This window comes from Stutzerimonas sp. FeSN7 (assembly GCF_030263795.1).
GTDB lineage: Bacteria > Pseudomonadota > Gammaproteobacteria > Pseudomonadales > Pseudomonadaceae > Stutzerimonas > Stutzerimonas stutzeri.
Window position 1 is genome coordinate 2064271 of record NZ_JARPMN010000001.1, and the last position, 17201, is coordinate 2081471.

The 17201-nt window shown below is 56.6% G+C and carries 17 protein-coding genes and 1 pseudogene; 9 read left to right on the plus strand and 9 right to left on the minus strand.

From position 1 onward, the window contains the following. Nucleotides 1–107: 107 nt before the first annotated feature. Nucleotides 108–1022: a LysR family transcriptional regulator gene (locus P5703_RS09545; RefSeq protein ID WP_046618255.1), complete on the plus strand. Its 915-nt coding sequence runs from the start codon at nt 108–110 to the stop codon at nt 1020–1022. A 74-nt stretch (nt 1023–1096) separates the two neighbouring features. Here the strand turns inward: P5703_RS09545 and P5703_RS09550 are convergent, their stop codons facing one another. After that, nucleotides 1097–1717, minus strand: a complete 621-nt coding sequence (locus P5703_RS09550; RefSeq protein WP_015278136.1) for a tyrosine-type recombinase/integrase — start codon at nt 1715–1717, stop codon at nt 1097–1099. Nucleotides 1718–2297: 580 nt separating this feature from the next. Here P5703_RS09550 and P5703_RS09555 point away from each other — a divergent pair. The 3 genes from P5703_RS09555 to P5703_RS09565 all read left to right on the plus strand — a co-directional run bounded on the left by P5703_RS09555 (nt 2298) and on the right by P5703_RS09565 (nt 4449). Continuing rightward, nucleotides 2298–2777 (plus strand): YqhA family protein, encoded by a 480-nt coding sequence (locus P5703_RS09555; RefSeq protein WP_017244573.1) that lies wholly within the window; start codon nt 2298–2300, stop codon nt 2775–2777. A 318-nt stretch (nt 2778–3095) separates the two neighbouring features. Further along, nucleotides 3096–3617 (plus strand): metal-independent carbonic anhydrase family protein, encoded by a 522-nt coding sequence (locus tag P5703_RS09560; RefSeq protein WP_272468214.1) that lies wholly within the window; start codon nt 3096–3098, stop codon nt 3615–3617. Between the two features lie 211 nt (nt 3618–3828). Next, nucleotides 3829–4449: a tyrosine-type recombinase/integrase gene (locus P5703_RS09565; RefSeq protein WP_003152807.1), complete on the plus strand. Its 621-nt coding sequence runs from the start codon at nt 3829–3831 to the stop codon at nt 4447–4449. 828 nt (nt 4450–5277) lie between these two features. Here P5703_RS09565 and P5703_RS09570 read toward each other — a convergent pair. Then, nucleotides 5278–5583, minus strand: a complete 306-nt coding sequence (locus P5703_RS09570; RefSeq protein ID WP_017244579.1) for a site-specific integrase — start codon at nt 5581–5583, stop codon at nt 5278–5280. A 266-nt stretch (nt 5584–5849) separates the two neighbouring features. Here P5703_RS09570 and P5703_RS09575 point away from each other — a divergent pair, with 266 nt between their 5' ends. The 4 genes from P5703_RS09575 (at nt 5850) to dctM (ending at nt 10826) form a co-directional block, all read left to right on the plus strand. Next, nucleotides 5850–6941 (plus strand): calcium/sodium antiporter, encoded by a 1092-nt coding sequence (locus tag P5703_RS09575; RefSeq protein WP_017244578.1) that lies wholly within the window; start codon nt 5850–5852, stop codon nt 6939–6941. Nucleotides 6942–7494: 553 nt separating this feature from the next. Next, the gene (locus P5703_RS09580) at nt 7495–8259 is read left to right on the plus strand and encodes a TerC family protein (RefSeq protein WP_017244576.1); all 765 of its coding nucleotides are present in this window, start codon (nt 7495–7497) and stop codon (nt 8257–8259) included. A 659-nt stretch (nt 8260–8918) separates the two neighbouring features. Then, nucleotides 8919–9545 (plus strand): TRAP transporter small permease, encoded by a 627-nt coding sequence (locus P5703_RS09585; RefSeq protein WP_017244575.1) that lies wholly within the window; start codon nt 8919–8921, stop codon nt 9543–9545. After that, on the plus strand, nt 9546–10826 hold the full coding sequence (gene dctM, locus P5703_RS09590; protein ID WP_017244574.1) for a C4-dicarboxylate TRAP transporter large permease protein DctM: 1281 nt from the start codon (nt 9546–9548) through the stop codon (nt 10824–10826). 150 nt (nt 10827–10976) lie between these two features. On the opposite strand, the gene P5703_RS09595 is transcribed toward dctM, so the two are convergent. Together P5703_RS09595 and P5703_RS09600 are read right to left on the minus strand one after the other, a co-directional pair. Next, complete coding sequence (locus P5703_RS09595; protein ID WP_015278135.1) at nt 10977–11285, minus strand: hypothetical protein; 309 nt, start codon at nt 11283–11285, stop codon at nt 10977–10979. Between the two features lie 181 nt (nt 11286–11466). After that, nucleotides 11467–11622 (minus strand): annotated as a pseudogene (locus tag P5703_RS09600) (TerC family protein); the annotation flags it as partial. Nucleotides 11623–11893: 271 nt separating this feature from the next. On the opposite strand from P5703_RS09600, the gene P5703_RS09605 reads away from it, so the two are divergent. Continuing rightward, nucleotides 11894–12514, plus strand: coding sequence for a tyrosine-type recombinase/integrase (locus P5703_RS09605; RefSeq protein ID WP_003118388.1), 621 nt, complete (start codon nt 11894–11896; stop codon nt 12512–12514). A gap of 33 nt (nt 12515–12547) precedes the next feature. On the opposite strand, the gene P5703_RS09610 is transcribed toward P5703_RS09605, so the two are convergent. From P5703_RS09610 to phnC, 5 genes are read right to left on the minus strand one after another with little or no spacing between them, the layout of a single operon-like run. Continuing rightward, complete coding sequence (locus P5703_RS09610; protein WP_003118389.1) at nt 12548–13402, minus strand: LysR family transcriptional regulator; 855 nt, start codon at nt 13400–13402, stop codon at nt 12548–12550. Continuing rightward, nucleotides 13396–14406, minus strand: coding sequence for a phosphonate dehydrogenase PtxD (ptxD, locus tag P5703_RS09615; RefSeq protein ID WP_003152798.1), 1011 nt, complete (start codon nt 14404–14406; stop codon nt 13396–13398). Before ptxD ends, P5703_RS09610 begins: the two co-directional genes overlap by 7 nt. A gap of 8 nt (nt 14407–14414) precedes the next feature. After that, entirely contained in the window at nt 14415–15242 is an 828-nt protein-coding gene (gene phnE / locus P5703_RS09620; RefSeq protein ID WP_003298907.1) for a phosphonate ABC transporter, permease protein PhnE, read from the minus strand. Nucleotides 15243–15250: 8 nt separating this feature from the next. Further along, a complete protein-coding gene (gene phnD, locus P5703_RS09625; protein WP_171894434.1) occupies nt 15251–16114 on the minus strand; it encodes a phosphate/phosphite/phosphonate ABC transporter substrate-binding protein in 864 nt (287 codons plus the stop codon). Further along, nucleotides 16111–16938 (minus strand): phosphonate ABC transporter ATP-binding protein, encoded by an 828-nt coding sequence (phnC, locus tag P5703_RS09630; RefSeq protein WP_003117867.1) that lies wholly within the window; start codon nt 16936–16938, stop codon nt 16111–16113. Before phnC ends, phnD begins: the two co-directional genes overlap by 4 nt. Between the last annotated feature and the right edge of the window lie 263 nt (nt 16939–17201).

Here is a 17201-nt window from a genome sequence, read left to right on the forward strand (position 1 = left end):
GCTGGTTAACCTGGCAGTGCGCAAACTTTAGACCCATGATTGATCTCAATAAATGGAAATGATTAGATTATGCTATTCCTGAAAATGGAATAAATGAGAGGGGCAACATGCTTAACCGCATGGAGATGGTTAGGATTTTTTGCACAGCAGCAGAGGCAGGTAGCTTCCGCCAAGCGGCAACTCGATTAGGCATCTCCCCACAAGGGGTGACTCGAGCCATTCAAGCCCTGGAAACTGAGCTTGGCGAATCACTGTTCCACCGCAATACCCGCCAGGTGAGCATCACTGCTTTCGGTCAGGATTACGCCAAAGATGCCAGGTCAGCTCTGGATCATTTCGATACGCTATTCCGGTCGCACAGGACGGAGCCTGAGCTGTCAGGTAGGGTGGGGATTACGGCTCCACATGCTATTGGCAGGCGCTTCCTGATACCGTTTCTTCAGCCCCTGGCCGCTGCACATCCTGACCTGCAATTCGATCTCCGCTTGGAAGATCAGATGACTGATGCTGTTGAGGCGCATATCGATATTGGTATCAGGGTGGGGGTTATTCGCGACCGGCGCTACGTTGCACGTGCCTTAGCTCCCGTGCCGTTTTACGTTGTCGCGTGCCCGTCTCTCATAGGCCAAAAGACACCACCTAAATCTTTGGATGCCTTAGCTAAGCTGCCACTTTCAGTCCTGATCGACCGGAAAAATGGCCGCCCTTGGCCTTGGCTATTTGCCGACGGGCAAACGTTCGCGCCCAGGCAGCCAGCGCTTATCTGTGATGATCCAGATACGGAATTGGAAGCCACCCTGGCAGGCATGTGTTTTGGCCAAATTCCTGCCTATCTGGCTGAGCCTCATCTGCGGTCAGGAACGCTGGTTGCCGTTTTGGCTGATCACGCTCCAGCACCATGGGATCTGTTCATATACCGCCCGCAGCAGGGTCCTGTATCGAAGCGGGTGCGATTGGTGTACGACCACCTTAAGCAGGCTTTCTCAAACCCCAAGCTATTTCCCCAGGGCCTGGGGACATAGCTTGAATACCTGCCAGCAATCGTCCGCTTTTGGCCGGTTAGCGACGGTCTGACTTCGACCGTCGCTATACATGGTCAAACCTCGGTCTGCTCCGCCATTTCCAAGGCGTCATCGACCTCAATCCCGAGGTATCGGACAGTGCTCTCAAGCTTCGTATGGCCGAGCAGCAATTGAACCGCACGCAGGTTCTTCGTCCTGCGATAGATCAGTGATGCCTTCGTACGTCTCATTGTGTGAGTGCCATACATGGCTGGATCAAGGCCAATGGCTTTCACCCAGCCTTTGACGATACGGGCGTATTGACGAGTGGAGAGATGGTCAGAGGTATGCAGCCGGCTCGGAAAAAGGCAGTCCTCGCTGCGGAGCTGGGCTTGATGTATCCAGGCCGCGAGAGCAGACCGTGTTTGCTCAGTGATCTCGAACTGCACTGGCCGCTGCGTTTTCTGCTGCATCACCATGGCTCGTGATGACAGGTTTTCGCCATGGGCAACGTCGCGCACACGGAGCTTGGTTAAATCGCAGGCTCGCAGCTTGCTGTCGATGGCTAAATCGAAGAGCGCTAGATCTCGACTTCTCTCGGCGATTTGCAGCCTCACCCGGATTGCCCAGATATCTCTCAGGCGGAGCGGGGCCTTCTGTCCGACTAATTTTCCTTTGTTCCAGGGCTGATGGCTGTAGGTAGCAATGGTGTTCATGGCAAGTCCTCCTGGTGTGGGAGGACAAGGATGGTTGGCCGGAGCAATGGTCGCTAACCGGCCAGAAGCGGCCACTAATTTCTTGGCAATCAACAGCAGAAAAAGCATTATGGAAACAACTGCTCACGCGCAGTCCCATCTTCGGCGGCATGGATGCCTTGCTTATCTCACACAAGCATTCATTCCTGCTAGCTTTGGCGACATGCTGTGAAGCGCGGGCTTATGCCGCATTCGGCCGCCCTGGCTTATACCGCGTTCGATATAACGTCGCAGCAGAAGGGAGTGAAAGATGCATAAAACACTGATCCGCAAGAGAAAAGTCAACATTGTTAGCGAAATGTTAGGCTGCGTATTAGTCGAGCGTTCGGTCTAATCACTGTTAGTGGCTTTTCTCCAGGTCATGTCAGGGTCACGAACGTTTGAAGTAATCCAGCAGTAATCCGACAGCTCCAGTGTTCGGCTAACGCCGTAGAAAGCACAATCTAGAGGTTGATTAACGAGATAGTAGATGGTCCGGTGAAACCGACTAAGAGAAAATTGTGAGTCTGTAACTGACGTTGTGACGCGGCCCGGAGAAATTATGATCGAGAGAGTTTTCAGAAGTAGTCGGTTTATGGTGTGGGTGGCAGTCGTTATCTGTGCGGTGTCATCTTTGCTCTTGTATGGTGCCTCGGTTAACATAATCTGGAATACCGCACTGGATGTAGTACGTGATATACCTGTCTCTGCTGACGACGGCAAGAGCCTCGCGGTTCGCCTCCTGAAGCTGTTGGATCTCCTGCTGATCGCTATTACTTTTCAGATCATGGCGGTTAACCTGTATCGTCTGTTCATCCGTCCGGTGTCTGATGATGACAGAGAATCCCAAAACCCTCTGGACATTAAGAGCTTCCATGATTTGAAGATAACAGTAAGCCAAGTGGCTGTTGTGCTACTGATGGTTCTGTTCCTTGAGCAGGCGGTAGAGATTGGCGCTACGATCGCTACGTTATACTTTGGTGCTGCCATCGGTATCATTATTTTGGCCTCGGTATTCGCGTGGAAGAATATGAAAGACTGATGCACAGCACGCGGTTAGACGTCACCTGCTGGTTGCCTGAACTAGAGAGGCAACCACTCCGCAGAGAATGTAGGCGGCCAACGCTTCATGGGAGCCTGCTTTGGGCAAGAGCCAACGTCACGGGCGTCTGCCACTAACCAATCCAAGCATAGCGACACCATTTCGGTTGCGGCTTCGCCTTCACTACAAAGCTGCGCGTGTTGGCGGCGTTATGCGCATCCATAGAGAGGGTACTCTTATTATTGAAATCAGGAAGGCAGAAAAAGCGGACGTTCCTGCGATACTCGACCTTGTTCGAGGAAAAGCGGAATTCGATGGGTGTTTGAATTCGCTTCAATCGCAAACGAGCCCATCGTTGTAAATCAGGCAGTAACAGAGAAGGAAGCATTAACAGCTCAGCAAGCATGGTGTGCTGCTCTTCTTGATATCAACGCCGCATACGAAAAGGATGGAAAAGTAGCAGCGAGAGCATTGGCCGAGAAAGTCATAGATTCCGCTTACGCCTACCAAATGGGCGCAGTACTCTTTAAGCCTACGCTCACGGTGAACCCTCAAACATTTCGCCCCACACGTGCCGGTGCGCTATCTTATTTCGTTGGCGGTGACCCATCCTTCCCTGCCGACACAGGTTTTGCTCTAAAAGGCTGGAGAAAATGTGAGCCTGTCACTTCTGCTATTTTTCTTGATGGCAATAGCGCAATTACTATGGGGAAAGTTCACTTCACAGATAAAAATGGGAAAGTGACTACCGTTGACAAAACGTGGGGTTACGTTAAAGACGATGCGGGAAATTTGCGCATTAACCTTCACCATTCATCATTGGAGTACCAACCTAAGTAAATCCGCTATAAACCCATAGGCAGTGGAGTTGTTGCCTAACAAGTCATTCCAGCGGACTGCCTACGGCATCCGCTGAATTCCAACGTTAGGTTATCCGAGCAAAAGTGACCCGCCCCTCATTCCTCAGTCACTGTGAATGTCCGCTTCTGGCCGGTTAGCGACCACTTCTCTGGCTAGCCATGCTTGTCCTCCCACATGTGGAGGACTTGCCATGAACATCACTGCTACCTGCACCCGCCGGCCCTGGAACAAAGGAAAGTTGGTCGGACAGAAAACCCCGCTCCGGCTGAGAGATATCTGGGCCATCCGAGTAAGGCTTCAGCTTGCAGAACGAACCCGGGATCTGGCTTTGTTCGATCTGGCCATCGACAGCAAGCTTCGAGCCTGCGACTTAACCAAGCTCCGTGTATGCGACGTTGCTCATGGCGAGCATGTGTCATCACGAGCAATGGTTATGCAGCAGAAAACGAAGCGACCAGTGCAGTTCGAAATTACTGAGCAAACACGGTCTGCTCTCGCGGCCTGGATACACCAAGCCCAGCTCCGTAGCCAGGACTGCCTTTTCCCGAGCAGGCTGCACACCTCAGACCATCTATCCACTCGTCAATACGCTCGTATCGTCAAAGGCTGGGTGCAAGCCATTGGCCTTGATCCGGCCATGTATGGCACTCACACAATGAGACGTACAAAGGCATCACTGATCTATCGCAGGACAAAGAACTTGCGGGCCGTTCAACTTCTGCTTGGCCATACGAAGCTGGAGAGCACCGTTCGATATCTTGGGATTGAGGTCGACGACGCCTTGGAAATGGCAGAGCAGACCGAGGTTTGACCATGTATAGCGACGGTCGAAGTCAGGCCGTCGCTAACCGGCCAAAAGCGGCCACCTGAGTGGCCTTAATTGCTAGTAGCCGTTTGAACGAACGTTTCCGAGCATTTCTCCGTTGTAGCTGCGTCGTCGCACTTAATGCATCGTTTTCTCTTAAAATTGACCAAAACTCATGCTGCACAAACCACACGTTCCAGTTCGTACCAGGAAACGATGGGCATCGATGCCATCACGTCTGTTTGCGATGCCACCAGCGCTTATTATCTGCCCCGCTAAAATCCTGTTCCCACCCCCTCATCCAGCCTTCATAAGCACTGTCGGGAGGGATCAAACCTGTGTTCTCCTCAAGTGTTTTTATTCGCCGAATTAGACGCTTTTCCCCAGACAACTTTTCATACCGGTCACGGACTTTAATCCCTTGTGAAGTGATGCAGTCGACGAGCTTACAGGCGAAGAAGATAACATCGTCGGTGTAGGTGGCTAGCGCCTTCCTCAATCAGGTATATCTCAAGGTCAATGCTGTAAACAGCCTGGCTTAGCCACTCCAGCATGCGAGGGAAAAACGCCGGACCATTCTCGTAGAGCTCGAAAGAGTTTCCTGCCTGCCATTGATATCGGGTGCTTGGCATTATCACTCCCATGCGAAACGTGTCGTCTTTAGGCAATTAATAGCTGGGGGCCATTCGGACCTAGATCGAAAAATCGATAAAGCGAAGCGCGCATCATTTTGACGTCTTGCTATAGATCAGCGATGCCTTCCTACCTCTCATCCTTCATACGTCTGATTGTGTGAGGTGCCATACATGGCAGGATCGAGGCCAATGACTTCACTCAACCTTTGACGATAAGAGCATGCTGACGAGTCGATAACTGTTCTGGAATATTCATACGGCTCGTGAAAAGGCTCTCGTCGATGCGCAACTGGGCTTGATGTATCCACTCCGCGAGCGCAGACCCTATTATCTCGAACTGGACTGGGCGCAGCATTTTCTGCTGCATCACTATGGCGGGTGCCTGTACATGCTCGCCATAAGCAATGTCATGTATAAGAAGCTCGGTTAAGCCTAAGGCTCGAAGCTTGCTATCGATGGCAAACCCGAACAGCGCCAGATCCGGGTGTTTATCTACTGTAACCACTCGTATCTCCACATGTCTCAATCGGAGCGGCGTTATCTGCCCGACCAATTTCGTTCGTTTCAGGCTGACGGTTCAGGTGGCAAAAGGTATTCATGGCGGGTCCTTCACGTTAGGGAGGACAAGGATGGCTAGCAAGAGCAGTGGTTGCTGACAGACTGCTGCAGCAATTATTTGAAACGCATGATTGCTAACGTCACGACGCATAGGGTGATCTAGTATGTTGCTACTGCAGCACACTGTATCGCTGATTTTAGAGGACCCGTGCCGTGACATTTATAACGTTTGCTTATCTAATCGCAGGCCTTGTGCTCCTTGTGTTTGGCGCAGAGGTATTGGTGCGCGGCGCGGCAAAGCTGGCCGCCCAATTCGGTATTTCCCCGCTGATTATTGGCTTAACGGTGGTTGCGTTCGGCACCAGTGCGCCTGAGACCGCGGTGAGCGTGCAGGCGGCACTTGCGGGCAGTGGCGATATTGCAATCGGCAATGTGGTCGGCAGTAACATCGCCAACGTCTTGTTCATTTTGGGTCTCACGGCGCTAATCGCGCCCTTGATCGTCTCCCGTCAATTGATCCGCCTTGATGTGCCGATCATGATCGGTGCCAGTCTGGTCACCTATGCATTGGCGTGGGACGGCACGCTTAGCCGTCTCGATGGAACGTTGCTGTTCGCCGCGATAATCGGCTACACGCTGTTCCTCATTCAAAGCAGCCGCCGCGCGAATGCCGAGGCCGCCGCAAGCGACGAGTTTGCCAAAGAGTTCAGCGCCGACGCGCACCCCAAGCGCTACTCCAGCTTCATCAATGCAGGTCTGGTCATCGTTGGCCTGGTCTTGTTGGTGGTCGGCTCCAACTTCCTGGTGGAGGGCGCCGTATCGCTGGCGCGCGCGCTGGGGTTGTCAGAATTGGTGATCGGCTTGACGGTGATTGCCGTTGGCACCTCCCTGCCGGAGCTGGCCACCTCGATACTTGCAGCAATTCGGGGCGAGCGGGACATCGCGGTGGGCAACATCGTTGGCAGCAACATTTTCAATTTGCTTTGCGTGCTGGGGCTGTCGGCGCTAGTCGCACCGCAGGACGTTGCGGTGGCGGCGAGTGCCCTGGCGTTCGATTTTCCGGTGATGATTGCGGTGGCGCTGGCGTGTCTGCCTATATTTTTCACTGGCTACAGCATCAGTCGCTGGGAAGGTCTGCTGTTCCTGGCCTATTACATCGCTTATACCGCCTATCTGGTCATGACAAGCGCTGGCGAGTCGTTCGCTGAAACCTTCGGCGATGCAATGATGGGCTATGTACTGCCGCTGACTGCGGTGACGTTATTGGTGATCGCCAGCCAGGCTTGGAAGAAGCAGCGAGGCTAAGCGGATATCCACCCACAGATCGAGTGAAGCCCATGCCGTGCATTCGGCTTATTGCCGCTCCGGTCGAGCTTGGGCGGGCAGCAAACGGAGCCTCGCTCAATGGCCAGTGACTAGACTTTCCCGTTCGCCTCCTCGTCTCGTGGCTTGGCCCGTCCCGTCAGAAGGGTGTTGGGGTTCGAATAGTCGGTTGTACGCGCAGCGCGATCTCTTTCAGCATTGCGATAGTCGAGCAGGACCCCGGTACCCAAGACACCCAAGCTGAGGATGGTGCAAAGGACTATGTGATAGGCGTTCATGTAGAAGCTCACGAGAGGTAGGAAGAAGGTGTGATCGATAGTGATCGAGGCGTATCCCACTCCTATTTCGAACGGCGATCAACTGGTTTTTCGAGCAATGACGCGGGCGGCGTGACGTCGAGTTTGAGTTGAATCGTCTTGAAACAAATAGCCCAGGCTTGCTGCTCTCTGCGATGAGGGGTTCCGGATATGCTCTCGCCGCCTTGGTCCTCTGTTTCGGGACCGTCATCATCACATCCTAACCCTCGAGACCCTTGATGGAATCGCTTATCCAGCTGTTCTCCGAACCCACCACCTGGGTGGCCCTGGCTACCTTGATCGCGATGGAGGTGGTTCTCGGTATTGATAACCTGATCTTCATTTCGATTTTAACCAACAAGCTTCCCGAGCATCAGCGGGAGCGAGCGCGGCGCATCGGTATCGGCCTCGCGCTGATCCTGCGCTTGGGCCTGCTTGGCACAGTGGCGTGGATCGTTCAGCTCACCGAGCCGGTAGTCGAGCTGTTTGGCAATGCCTTGTCGTGGAAAGACATGATCCTCATTGCAGGCGGTCTGTTTCTACTTTGGAAGGCCACCAAAGAAATTCACCACAGCATGGACCCTACGCCGGGCGGGGACATGTTTGAAGGCAAGCCTTTGGAGAACGCTGCGGTGATGGGCTTTAGCGCCGCGATCGCACAGATCCTGCTGCTCGATCTGGTGTTCTCGGTCGACAGCATCATCACGGCGGTAGGCATGACTGACCATGTGGCGATCATGGTCATCGCGGTCGTTGTCGCAGTAACCGTGATGCTGGTCGCGGCCAACCCGCTGGCTAAGTTCATCAACGACAATCCGACCGTAGTGATGCTTGCCCTAGGCTTCCTGCTCATGATCGGAATGACGCTGATCGCAGAGGGTTTCGGTGCCCACGTCCCCAAGGGCTATGTGTATGCCGCCATGGCGTTCTCCGCTGGCGTTGAGGTGCTGAACATGTTGGCGCGGCGCGCCAATCAAAAAAAGGCAGCACTGCCTCGAGAGTAATCGGCGGCCGTACTGTTCAATAAACGCCGGTGCCTGCAATCGGGCACCGGTCCAGCCGAGACTATTACGAATCGGCGAAAGTCTTCTGCTTCACACCTCTGCTCCCTACCATCGGCTCGTCCCAGCCGCGCAACGCTGCTGGTAGATAAGTGGCACTCGGTGTGGGCCCACCGCCTGCTTTCGTATCGCCATGCTCCACCGGCAACGTTCATCCTGCTTCTCGCTTCTCTCACCTGAACTTACGCCGACCAGCACCGGCGGGTCTTGTCCGTTGCGCTTGGTCTGCGCCGCGACAATTCTGGCGGAACTCCGCCCTCACACCCTGAGTAAAGGCGGAAATCCGCCCTGTCTTTAGGTGTTATCCCCGCGGGTTGCCGTGCTTCTTCTCCACATGGCTGATTGGCTCCGCGGCTGGGAGCGAGCGCTTTCATGCCGAGCCCAGGATTTACGCGCGGCGCCCCGATTTGGTCGATCTCCCTCGGCCATCCCAGCGTCACCTGCGGCCTTCTGGCACATGCCTTGCTCTCCAGATTCTCGACAGGTCATTGAGTACCGCCGTTCATGGCAAGCGCCATGAACATCCCTATTCACGCCTGCCACGGCTTATCAACGGCACCTCACGTGCCACATAACAATGCTGGTCTATTGGAGAGACATCCATGAACGCCCTCAGGCGCGCTTGGGATCACTTTGAAGAGGGCTTCATTGCCTTCCTGCTTGCTGCCATGACGCTAGTCACCTTTGTCTACGTCATCCTCAATAACCTCTACACCGCGTTTTACAGCTTGGGCGATCGCTTCGCTTCTGCTGAAGACCTGTTCTTCGCCATGGGCGACTTCACCATCGGATTGGCCCAGTCGATGACCTGGAGTACCGCCCTGACCAAAGCGCTATTTGCCTGGCTGATCTTCTTCGGCTTGGCCTATGGGGTACGCACCGCCGGCCACATTGGGGTCGACGCCCTGGTCAAACTCGCTCCGCGCCATGTCCAGCGCTATATCGGTGTCCTTGCGTGCCTGTTTTGCCTTGGCTATGCCGGGCTGCTGGCATCGGCGAGCTTCAGCTGGATATCGGCGTTGCTTAACGCCAACATCGGCGCCGAGGACCTTGGACATTTTGGTGTTAAGCAATGGCACATCGGCATGATCGTTCCGATCGGCTTTGCTTTGGTGTTCATCCGTTTCGCCGAGATCTTCGTACGCCTTCTGCGTAACGAGCAAACCGGGCTAGGCCTGGCAGATGAAGCCGCCGAAGCCGTGAAGCTGGGCGCAGAGGAGTTGAAGTAAATGACCATTCTTTTCCTCTTCGTCGCGCTCTTCGCGTTGATGTTTATCGGCGTGCCGGTTGCTATCTCATTGGGACTCGCCGGCTCGCTGACAATCCTGCTGTTCAGCCCTGACTCGGTAACCTCCCTGGCGATCAAGCTGTTCGAGACATCCGAGCACTACACCCTGCTGGCCATCCCCTTCTTCCTTCTCGCCGGCGCGTTCATGACCACTGGCGGTGTCGCACGCCGATTGATTGACTTCGCCAATGCGTGTGTCGGCCATATCCGTGGTGGTCTGGCCATCGGCGCCGTGCTGGCGTGCATGCTGTTCGCCGCGCTGTCCGGCTCGTCGCCGGCAACTGTGGCGGCGGTCGGCTCCATCGCCATCGCCGGCATGGTCCGCTCAGGTTATCCGCAAGCCTTTGGCGCAGGTATCGTCTGCAACGCCGGAACCCTGGGCATTCTCATTCCGCCCTCGGTCGTGATGGTGGTTTATGCCGCCGCGACGGAAACATCGGTCGGCAAGCTATTCATGGCAGGCGTCGTGCCCGGTGTTTTGCTTGGCGTGGTGCTGATGGCGGCGATCTACATTATTGCCGTCAAGAAAAAACTGCCGGCTCTACCGCGGGCGACGTTTCGCGAATGGCTGTCAGCCGCCCGCAAGGCCGTTTGGGGTTTGCTGCTGATGGTGGTGATTCTGGGCGGTATCTATTCGGGGATGTTTACACCCACCGAAGCAGCTGCGGTCGCCGCGATCTACTCGGCTTTTGTCGCGGTATTCGTCTATAAGGACATCACATTACGAGATTGCCCGAAGGTCGTTCTTGAGTCAGGCAAGTTGTCGATCATGCTCATGTTCATCATCGCCAACGCCATGCTGTTCGCGCACGTGCTGACCACTGAGCAGATCCCACAGCAGATTACCGCTATGGTTCTCGAGGCGGGTCTGCAGCCCTGGATGTTCCTGCTGGTGGTGAACATCGTATTGCTGGTGGCCGGCGCGTTCATGGAGCCCTCTGCGATCATTCTGATCCTGGCTCCGATTCTGTTTCCGATCGCCATGGAGCTGGGCATTGACCCGATTCATCTTGGCATCATCATGGTGGTTAACATGGAAATCGGTCTCATCACACCGCCGGTTGGCCTGAACCTTTTCGTGACCTCAGCTGTGACGGGGATGTCAGTGCCTCAGGTTGTGCGCGCGGCCATGCCGTGGCTGATGTTGCTAATCGGCTTTCTGGTGCTGATCACCTATATCCCCGCCTTGTCGCTCGCACTTCCGAACGCATTGGGCATGTAAGGCTCGCCTTAGGGAAGCCCGGCAAGGCCGGGCTTTTTTCATTCTTACTTCAACCGTAGACGGGCAAATCTCGGCCAAAAGCGGCCAACTATAATTAGCCGTATCGTAGTCTGCTCCAAATGGTTACAAACCACGCACTCTGCCAGCCAACTAGGTTTCAACTGCCGTTTTGTCGATAGGCTCTCCTGACTCATTAGTTTCAGGCAGACCTTCCTGCAACTCGCCCTCCTGCGTTTCCTTGGACGGCGGCTTGCCTAGCCACTCATTGGTTGACTGCTGTACTTCATTCAGTTGCTTATTGAGTTGTTGCAGGGTCCCATCGACCGTTTCGCGGGCTACGTCTTGCATTGCCTGCTCAGCCTTCTCGGCCAGTTTCTGCGCCGATTGCTCGGCTGCGTCGCAGCCGGCCAAGCCCACCAGTAACAGCCCCATAGCTGTCAATTGCAGCGTTTTTTTCATTACCGCCTCCAGTGTTGAAAGTTGCCAATTCGACAGTAGGCAGCCGACTAGCTACCTCCACCTGTTTTGATTTACACCTGAGGGCCAGCCGGGGCCGGCTGGCCACGGGTTTTCCAAAGGGACAGCAGCACGCCGCCCAGCAGCAGCAGCAGACTCAGGGAGATTACCGATGGAATCTTGCCAATGAACTTTCACGAATGCCAATTTCGCGATGCTCGCGGTGAAGCACCCCTAGGTCGAAGACCAACAGGCCAATCACTATGCTGATAAAAACGAGCCACAACCAAGTGGCAGTGCCGAGAAATTCGGCCAGGAAGAACGGTTCTAGGGCAGTCATGAGCCCCTCCTCTAAGTGTCGAAGTTGTGCAAACTGCAACTCCGACATGGCAGCGGTTAGCTGTCAGAGGGGCCCGGCGTTGCGGAGGCAACTCTAGAGGTGCATTTGTGGCTTCTCAATCGAGGAAAGGTCGCAAGGTGTTTCAAGCGGATTGACTGATACTGTGAGTAGACCTTCTTTTCGTAGACGGCTTCGGGCGGCTGCTTTTGGCCGGTTAGCGACCACCGTTCAGGCTAGCCATTCTTGTCCTCCCACACGTGGAGGACTTGCTATGAACATCATCGCTACCTGCAGCCGCCAGCCCTGGAACAAAGGAAAACTGGTCGGACAGAAAACCCCACTCCGACTGAGAGATATCTGGGCCATCCGAGTAAGGCTTCAAATTGCAGAAAGAACTCGGGATCTGGCTCTCTTCGACCTGGCCATCGACAGCAAGCTTCGAGCCTGCGACTTAACCAAGCTCCGTGTGCGGGACGTTGCCCATGGTGAGCAGGTGTCATCACGAGCAATAGTGATGCAGCAGAAAACACAGCGGCCAGTGCAGTTCGAGATCACTGAGCAAACTCGGGCGGCGCTCGCGGCTTGGATACATCAAGTACAACTCCGCGGCGAGGACTACCTGTTCCCGAGTCGACTGCATAACTCAGACCATCTATCCACTCGTCAGTACGCCCGTATCGTCAAAGGCTGGGTGAAAGCCATTGGCCTTGACCCAGCCATGTATGGCACTCACACAATGAGACGCACGAAGGCATCACTGATCTATCGCAGGACGAAGAACCTGCGGGCCGTTCAACTGCTGCTCGGCCATACGAAGCTGGAGAGCACCGTTCGATATCTGGGAATTGAGGTCGATGACGCCTTGGAAATGGCGGAACAGACCGAAGTGTGACCATGTGTAGCGACGGCCAAAGTCAGGCCGTCGCTAACCGGCCAATAAGTGCCGCACAAATCCCGGCGGGTGCAGATTTCCGGGCGGTTTGCGCCAGATCAGTTGGAGACGCTTTTCAAGCCCCGGGATGGGAAGAGCTACCAGCGCGCCACTGCGAACTTCGTCTTGTACTGCGGAAGCCATCACCAACGACACGCCGAGTCCCGCCCTGACTGCTTGTTTGACTGCCTCGGTGCTGCCTAGCTGCATACCGCTGCGAGGCACGCCCAGCTCGCCAAAGTATTCGGTCAGAAGCCGTCCGGTACCGCTACCCGGTTCACCTCCCAGCATCGGCAGGTCCACCAGACGATCGCGTTCTATGCACCCTGCTTCAGCCAGCGGATGGTCGGGGCTGACGATAAGTACCAGCGGCTCGACCCGCCAGAGGCGGTGTTCGAAGTCGGGGTGAGGTAGCCACCATTCCATGATCGCGGCGTCGAGCTGGCCCGCCAGTAGCTGGTCGGCCACATCCGGGTTGGCGGCGATGCGCAGATCCACCTCGCCCCTCTCATTTGCGGTCGTCAGATAGCTGCGCACGAATGGCTGGAGAAGGTAGGTGCCGATGTTGGAGCTGGCCCCGACGCGCTCACTATTTCCATGCAGGGCTTCTAGCGCCCGGGCGTGCATGTCGAGCAAGGCGGTCGCATGCGGCATGAAGGCCAGCGCACGTGTGGTAGGCTGGCAGCCGCTACGACTGCGCTGCACCAGCGTTACGCCGACCTGCTCTTCAAGCTTCTGCAAGTGCTGCGACACCGTCGGCTGGGCCAGCCCCAACGCCCTCGCCGCGCTCTGAAAACTGCCTGTTTGAACGATCGCTACCAGGCTCTTCAGCCAGACCGGATTCAACATGCGGCAGGCTCGGCCTGGGGCAGACGGTTCGCAGCGTTGATTGGGCGCGCACCTGCCAACGCCTGGATGATGCTCTGCGCTGCACAACGTTCAATCTCCAGGCGCACCGCGCGCACTGCCGACCCTATGTGCGGAGTGAAGAGCGTATTCGGATGCGCGAGCAGCGCAGGATCGATCAGCCGCGGCCGGTCCGCGCGAGCCCAGTCTTCCATTTCGAATACATCCGCCGCATACCCGCCGAGCTGGCCTCGCTCAAGCGCCGCGAGCACGGCGGCTTCATCCACTACCGAACCACGACAGGGGTTTACAAGCAGAGCGCCCGGCCGTACGAGGGCAAGCAGCTCGGCGTTGACCAGATGCTCAGTATCGGCATTCAAGGGAAGCGCCAGCAGGATGAAGTCCGAGCTGGCGAAGAGTTCGCTGCACGCCACCTGGCGCAGGCCGAGCCGTTGCTCGGTTTGTGTATCCAGAGCCTTCGCCTCGTGGTACTGCAGGGTCGCGCCCCATCCCTGCAAGCGCTCAGCCATGGCCTGTCCGATGGCGCCCATGCCAAGGATGCCGACCGTCGCGTTATCCAGCCCCGTGCCGTAGAACTGTGGTTGCCAGCCCTGGAACTCGCCAGAGCGGACGAACGCATCTGCTGCGCGCAGATGCCGCCCCAGCCCCACCGCCAGTCCGATCGCCAGCTCGGCAGTCGGGACCGTCAACAGATCAGGCACGAAGGTCAACCAGACCCCGCGGGCAGTACAGGCGTCCACATCGAAATTGTCGAAGCCCTTGAGCGCGCAGCCGACCACACGCAGCTCGGGGCAGGCTTGGAGAAATTCTGCATCGACCCGATCGGGCATGAACGCCATCATCGCCTGAGCATCGCGGCAGCGGCGCAGAATTTCCTCGCGCGTCAGCGTGCTGTCGCTCTGGTTGGTCATCAGCTCGCAATGTGGCGCCAGCAGTTGCAGGATCTCATCGTGTACTCGGTGAGTTATAACGAGTTTCGGCAGCATGGTTTGTCCTATTTGAAACGTTTGCGCAGCACGCCACTGAAGGCGTCTACTAGCGTGACCATGGCCAGGATGACCAGCAGGATTGCTGCAACCTCCTGGTACTGCATGATGCGCAGCGAGCCCATGAGTTCGAAGCCGATACCGCCGGCGCCAACCATGCCCATCACGGTGGAGGCGCGAAAGTTGTATTCCCAGCGGTAGATCGCCACGTCGGCGAACTGCGGAGTCACCTGTGGCAAAACCGCGTGCAGCAGCACTTGCATCGGCGTAGCCCCCGCCGCCCGAGCGGCTTCCACCGGCGCTTCGTCGACGTGCTCGATGGCCTCGGCGAAGAACTTGCCGACCATGCCGATCGAATGCAGACCCAGGGCAAGCACGCCCGGCAAGGCGCCGAACCCTACGGCTGCAACGAAGATGATGCCCATGATCAGCTCCGGCACCGACCGCAGGGCATTGAGCAGCACCCGGGCAACACCGAACACAAGGGGGTGCGGCGCCGTATTGCGCGCTGCAACGAAGGCCACCACCAGCGAGAACACCACTGCGATGGCCGTGCCGGCGATGCTCATCGCCAGCGTGTCGATCAACGGGCGAATCCAGCTTCGATAGCCCGAAAAGTCTGGCGGCATGGCCTCGCCTGCCAGGGTCGCGATGGAGGGCAGCCCGTTCAGCAGCGTGGTGGCATCCAGCAGCCCCACGTACCAGCAGGCCAACAGCACCACTCCGAGTACAATTGCCACCTGCCCCAGCTGGCGCCACCAACCGAGGCCGAAGCCTCGAAGGATGTGCTCGCGTTGCTCTGCAGGCAGCGCCTGCACGTCATGATGAGTAGACATATCGGTGCTCACATCGTGGCGAAGTCGAGGCCGAGCAGCGATCCCATGTTGCGAATCACATCGTAGTCGGCGTCGGTGATTGGCGCGAAGGCCTCGGCTTTGAAGTTGCGCAGCACTTCGGGATCGTCGATACCGACGAATACATCCCGCACCTTGGTTTTCAGCTCGGGGCTCAGGTTCGAGCGCATCGCCCAGGGGTATTGGGGATATTCGCCGCTGTAACCAAGTACTTTCACCTTGCTCGGATCGATTAGGCCACGTTCGGCTACTTGATTGAAAATTACCTCCGACAGCCCACCCGCATCGGCGTTTCCGTTCGCCACGTTGACGGCAACGGCGTCATGCGTGCCCACAAAATGTTGTTCGTAGTCCTGCCCACCCGTCAGCTCGGCCGTCTCAAGAAGCACGGTTTTGGGAATCAGATGGCTGGACGTCGATGCCCGGTCACCATAGGCCATCTTCTTGCCCTTAAGGTCGGCATACTCATTCACGCCTGACGCCACATTGGCGATAATCACTGAGCGATAGGTCGGCTTGCCGTCGATGACCATGGCAGCGAAGGGCTCGATGTCGCTTTTGCTTTTGGCCATGACGTAGGACAGCGGACCGAAATACGCCAGGTCGATACGGCCAAAGCGCATCGCCTCAATCATCGAGGAATAGTCGGTGGTTACGATCAGCTGCACCTTCTTGTCCAGATGCTCTTCCAGATAATCCTTCAGCGGCTGGTTTCGCTTGATCAACTCCGAGGCGTTTTCGTCCGGCAGCAGCGCAACCTTTAGCACATCCGGATCGGCATCGGCCGCTACGGCGGACAGACTTGAAACAGCGGACAGCAAACAGGTCAATAAGAGAGCGGATAAGTGTTTCATCGGGACATCTCCAGTGAAGGTGCGAGCATGACAGGGGTTTCAGCCGGAGCAGTTGCTGGCTGAGTCGTAGAGCGGCCTGCATAGATGCGCTCAAGCTGCGCATCGGTGAGTTCCGAGGGCGCGGCATCGAAAACGATCTGAGAATCGGCCAGCCCGACGACGCGATCGGCGAAGCGGCGGGCATATTCGAGTTGATGCAGCGAAACGATGGCGGTGATGCCGTCTTCCTTGCAGATGTCGCGCAGCAGTCCGAGAACACGGACCGAAGTGGCCGGGTCGAGACTGGCTACCGGCTCATCGGCAAGAATGATCGCGGGCTGTTGCGCTAGCGCACGCGCGATGCCTACCCGCTGCTGCTGGCCACCGGACAGTTTGTCCACCCGGCTTAGCGCCTTGTCTGCCAGACCGACCCGAGCGAGGCAACTGAGCGCAATCTCCTGATCGGCACGCGGCAGAGGAAACAGCGAGCGGAGCGTGTTGTGAAAGGCCAGCCGACCGGTAAGCACATTAGCCAGTGCGCTTTGACGTTCGATTAGCTGGTGGTGCTGAAAGATCATGGCGGTACGCCGACGATGCTGACGCAAGGCCGAGCCGCTGCCGAGCTCACCGAGCTCGCTGGTGACACTGCCGCGAGTGGGCGTGACGAGTCGATTGAGGCTACGGAGCAAGGTCGACTTGCCTGCGCCCGAGAGACCAAGCAGCACGGTGAACTCACCACGCCGAAATGCAATCGAGGTATCGCGTAGGGCTGTCACGCCGCCTGGGTAGACGACGCTCAACCGGTCGACCCGCAGCACGGCGTCCTGTATCGGATGGGGCGTCATTTGATCACCTTTCGCAATATTGCTGGCCGCACAATTGCGGTTCGCGATGCAAAGGGTAGAAATTCCTTGTTAACGCACTGCTTCTAAATGATGACATTTCGATGAATGCTTCGAATCTGCCGTAGCGGGGCGGCAAGCGAAGCCGTGGAAGAACGGGCGCAACGTAGCGTCTTTCTTCACGCGGGATACAGGAAGCTTTGATTGATACTGCTGCGGATTCGCTACAGTAACGTTGGGCCAGAACGTAATGCCATCCAAGCAAG

What these genes read in the sequence shown, in the direction of transcription:
- P5703_RS09545 (WP_046618255.1), top strand. Translation starts at nt 108, where the DNA reads ATGCTTAACCGCATGGAGATGGTTAGGATTTTTTGCACAGCAGCAGAG.
- P5703_RS09550 (WP_015278136.1), bottom strand. Translation starts at nt 1,717, where the DNA reads ATGAACACCATTGCTACCTACAGCCATCAGCCCTGGAACAAAGGAAAA.
- P5703_RS09555 (WP_017244573.1), top strand. Translation starts at nt 2,298, where the DNA reads ATGATCGAGAGAGTTTTCAGAAGTAGTCGGTTTATGGTGTGGGTGGCA.
- P5703_RS09565 (WP_003152807.1), top strand. Translation starts at nt 3,829, where the DNA reads ATGAACATCACTGCTACCTGCACCCGCCGGCCCTGGAACAAAGGAAAG.
- P5703_RS09580 (WP_017244576.1), top strand. Translation starts at nt 7,495, where the DNA reads ATGGAATCGCTTATCCAGCTGTTCTCCGAACCCACCACCTGGGTGGCC.
- P5703_RS09585 (WP_017244575.1), top strand. Translation starts at nt 8,919, where the DNA reads ATGAACGCCCTCAGGCGCGCTTGGGATCACTTTGAAGAGGGCTTCATT.
- dctM (WP_017244574.1), top strand. Translation starts at nt 9,546, where the DNA reads ATGACCATTCTTTTCCTCTTCGTCGCGCTCTTCGCGTTGATGTTTATC.
- P5703_RS09595 (WP_015278135.1), bottom strand. Translation starts at nt 11,285, where the DNA reads ATGAAAAAAACGCTGCAATTGACAGCTATGGGGCTGTTACTGGTGGGC.
- P5703_RS09605 (WP_003118388.1), top strand. Translation starts at nt 11,894, where the DNA reads ATGAACATCATCGCTACCTGCAGCCGCCAGCCCTGGAACAAAGGAAAA.
- P5703_RS09610 (WP_003118389.1), bottom strand. Translation starts at nt 13,402, where the DNA reads ATGTTGAATCCGGTCTGGCTGAAGAGCCTGGTAGCGATCGTTCAAACA.
- ptxD (WP_003152798.1), bottom strand. Translation starts at nt 14,406, where the DNA reads ATGCTGCCGAAACTCGTTATAACTCACCGAGTACACGATGAGATCCTG.
- phnE (WP_003298907.1), bottom strand. Translation starts at nt 15,242, where the DNA reads ATGTCTACTCATCATGACGTGCAGGCGCTGCCTGCAGAGCAACGCGAG.
- phnD (WP_171894434.1), bottom strand. Translation starts at nt 16,114, where the DNA reads ATGAAACACTTATCCGCTCTCTTATTGACCTGTTTGCTGTCCGCTGTT.
- phnC (WP_003117867.1), bottom strand. Translation starts at nt 16,938, where the DNA reads ATGACGCCCCATCCGATACAGGACGCCGTGCTGCGGGTCGACCGGTTG.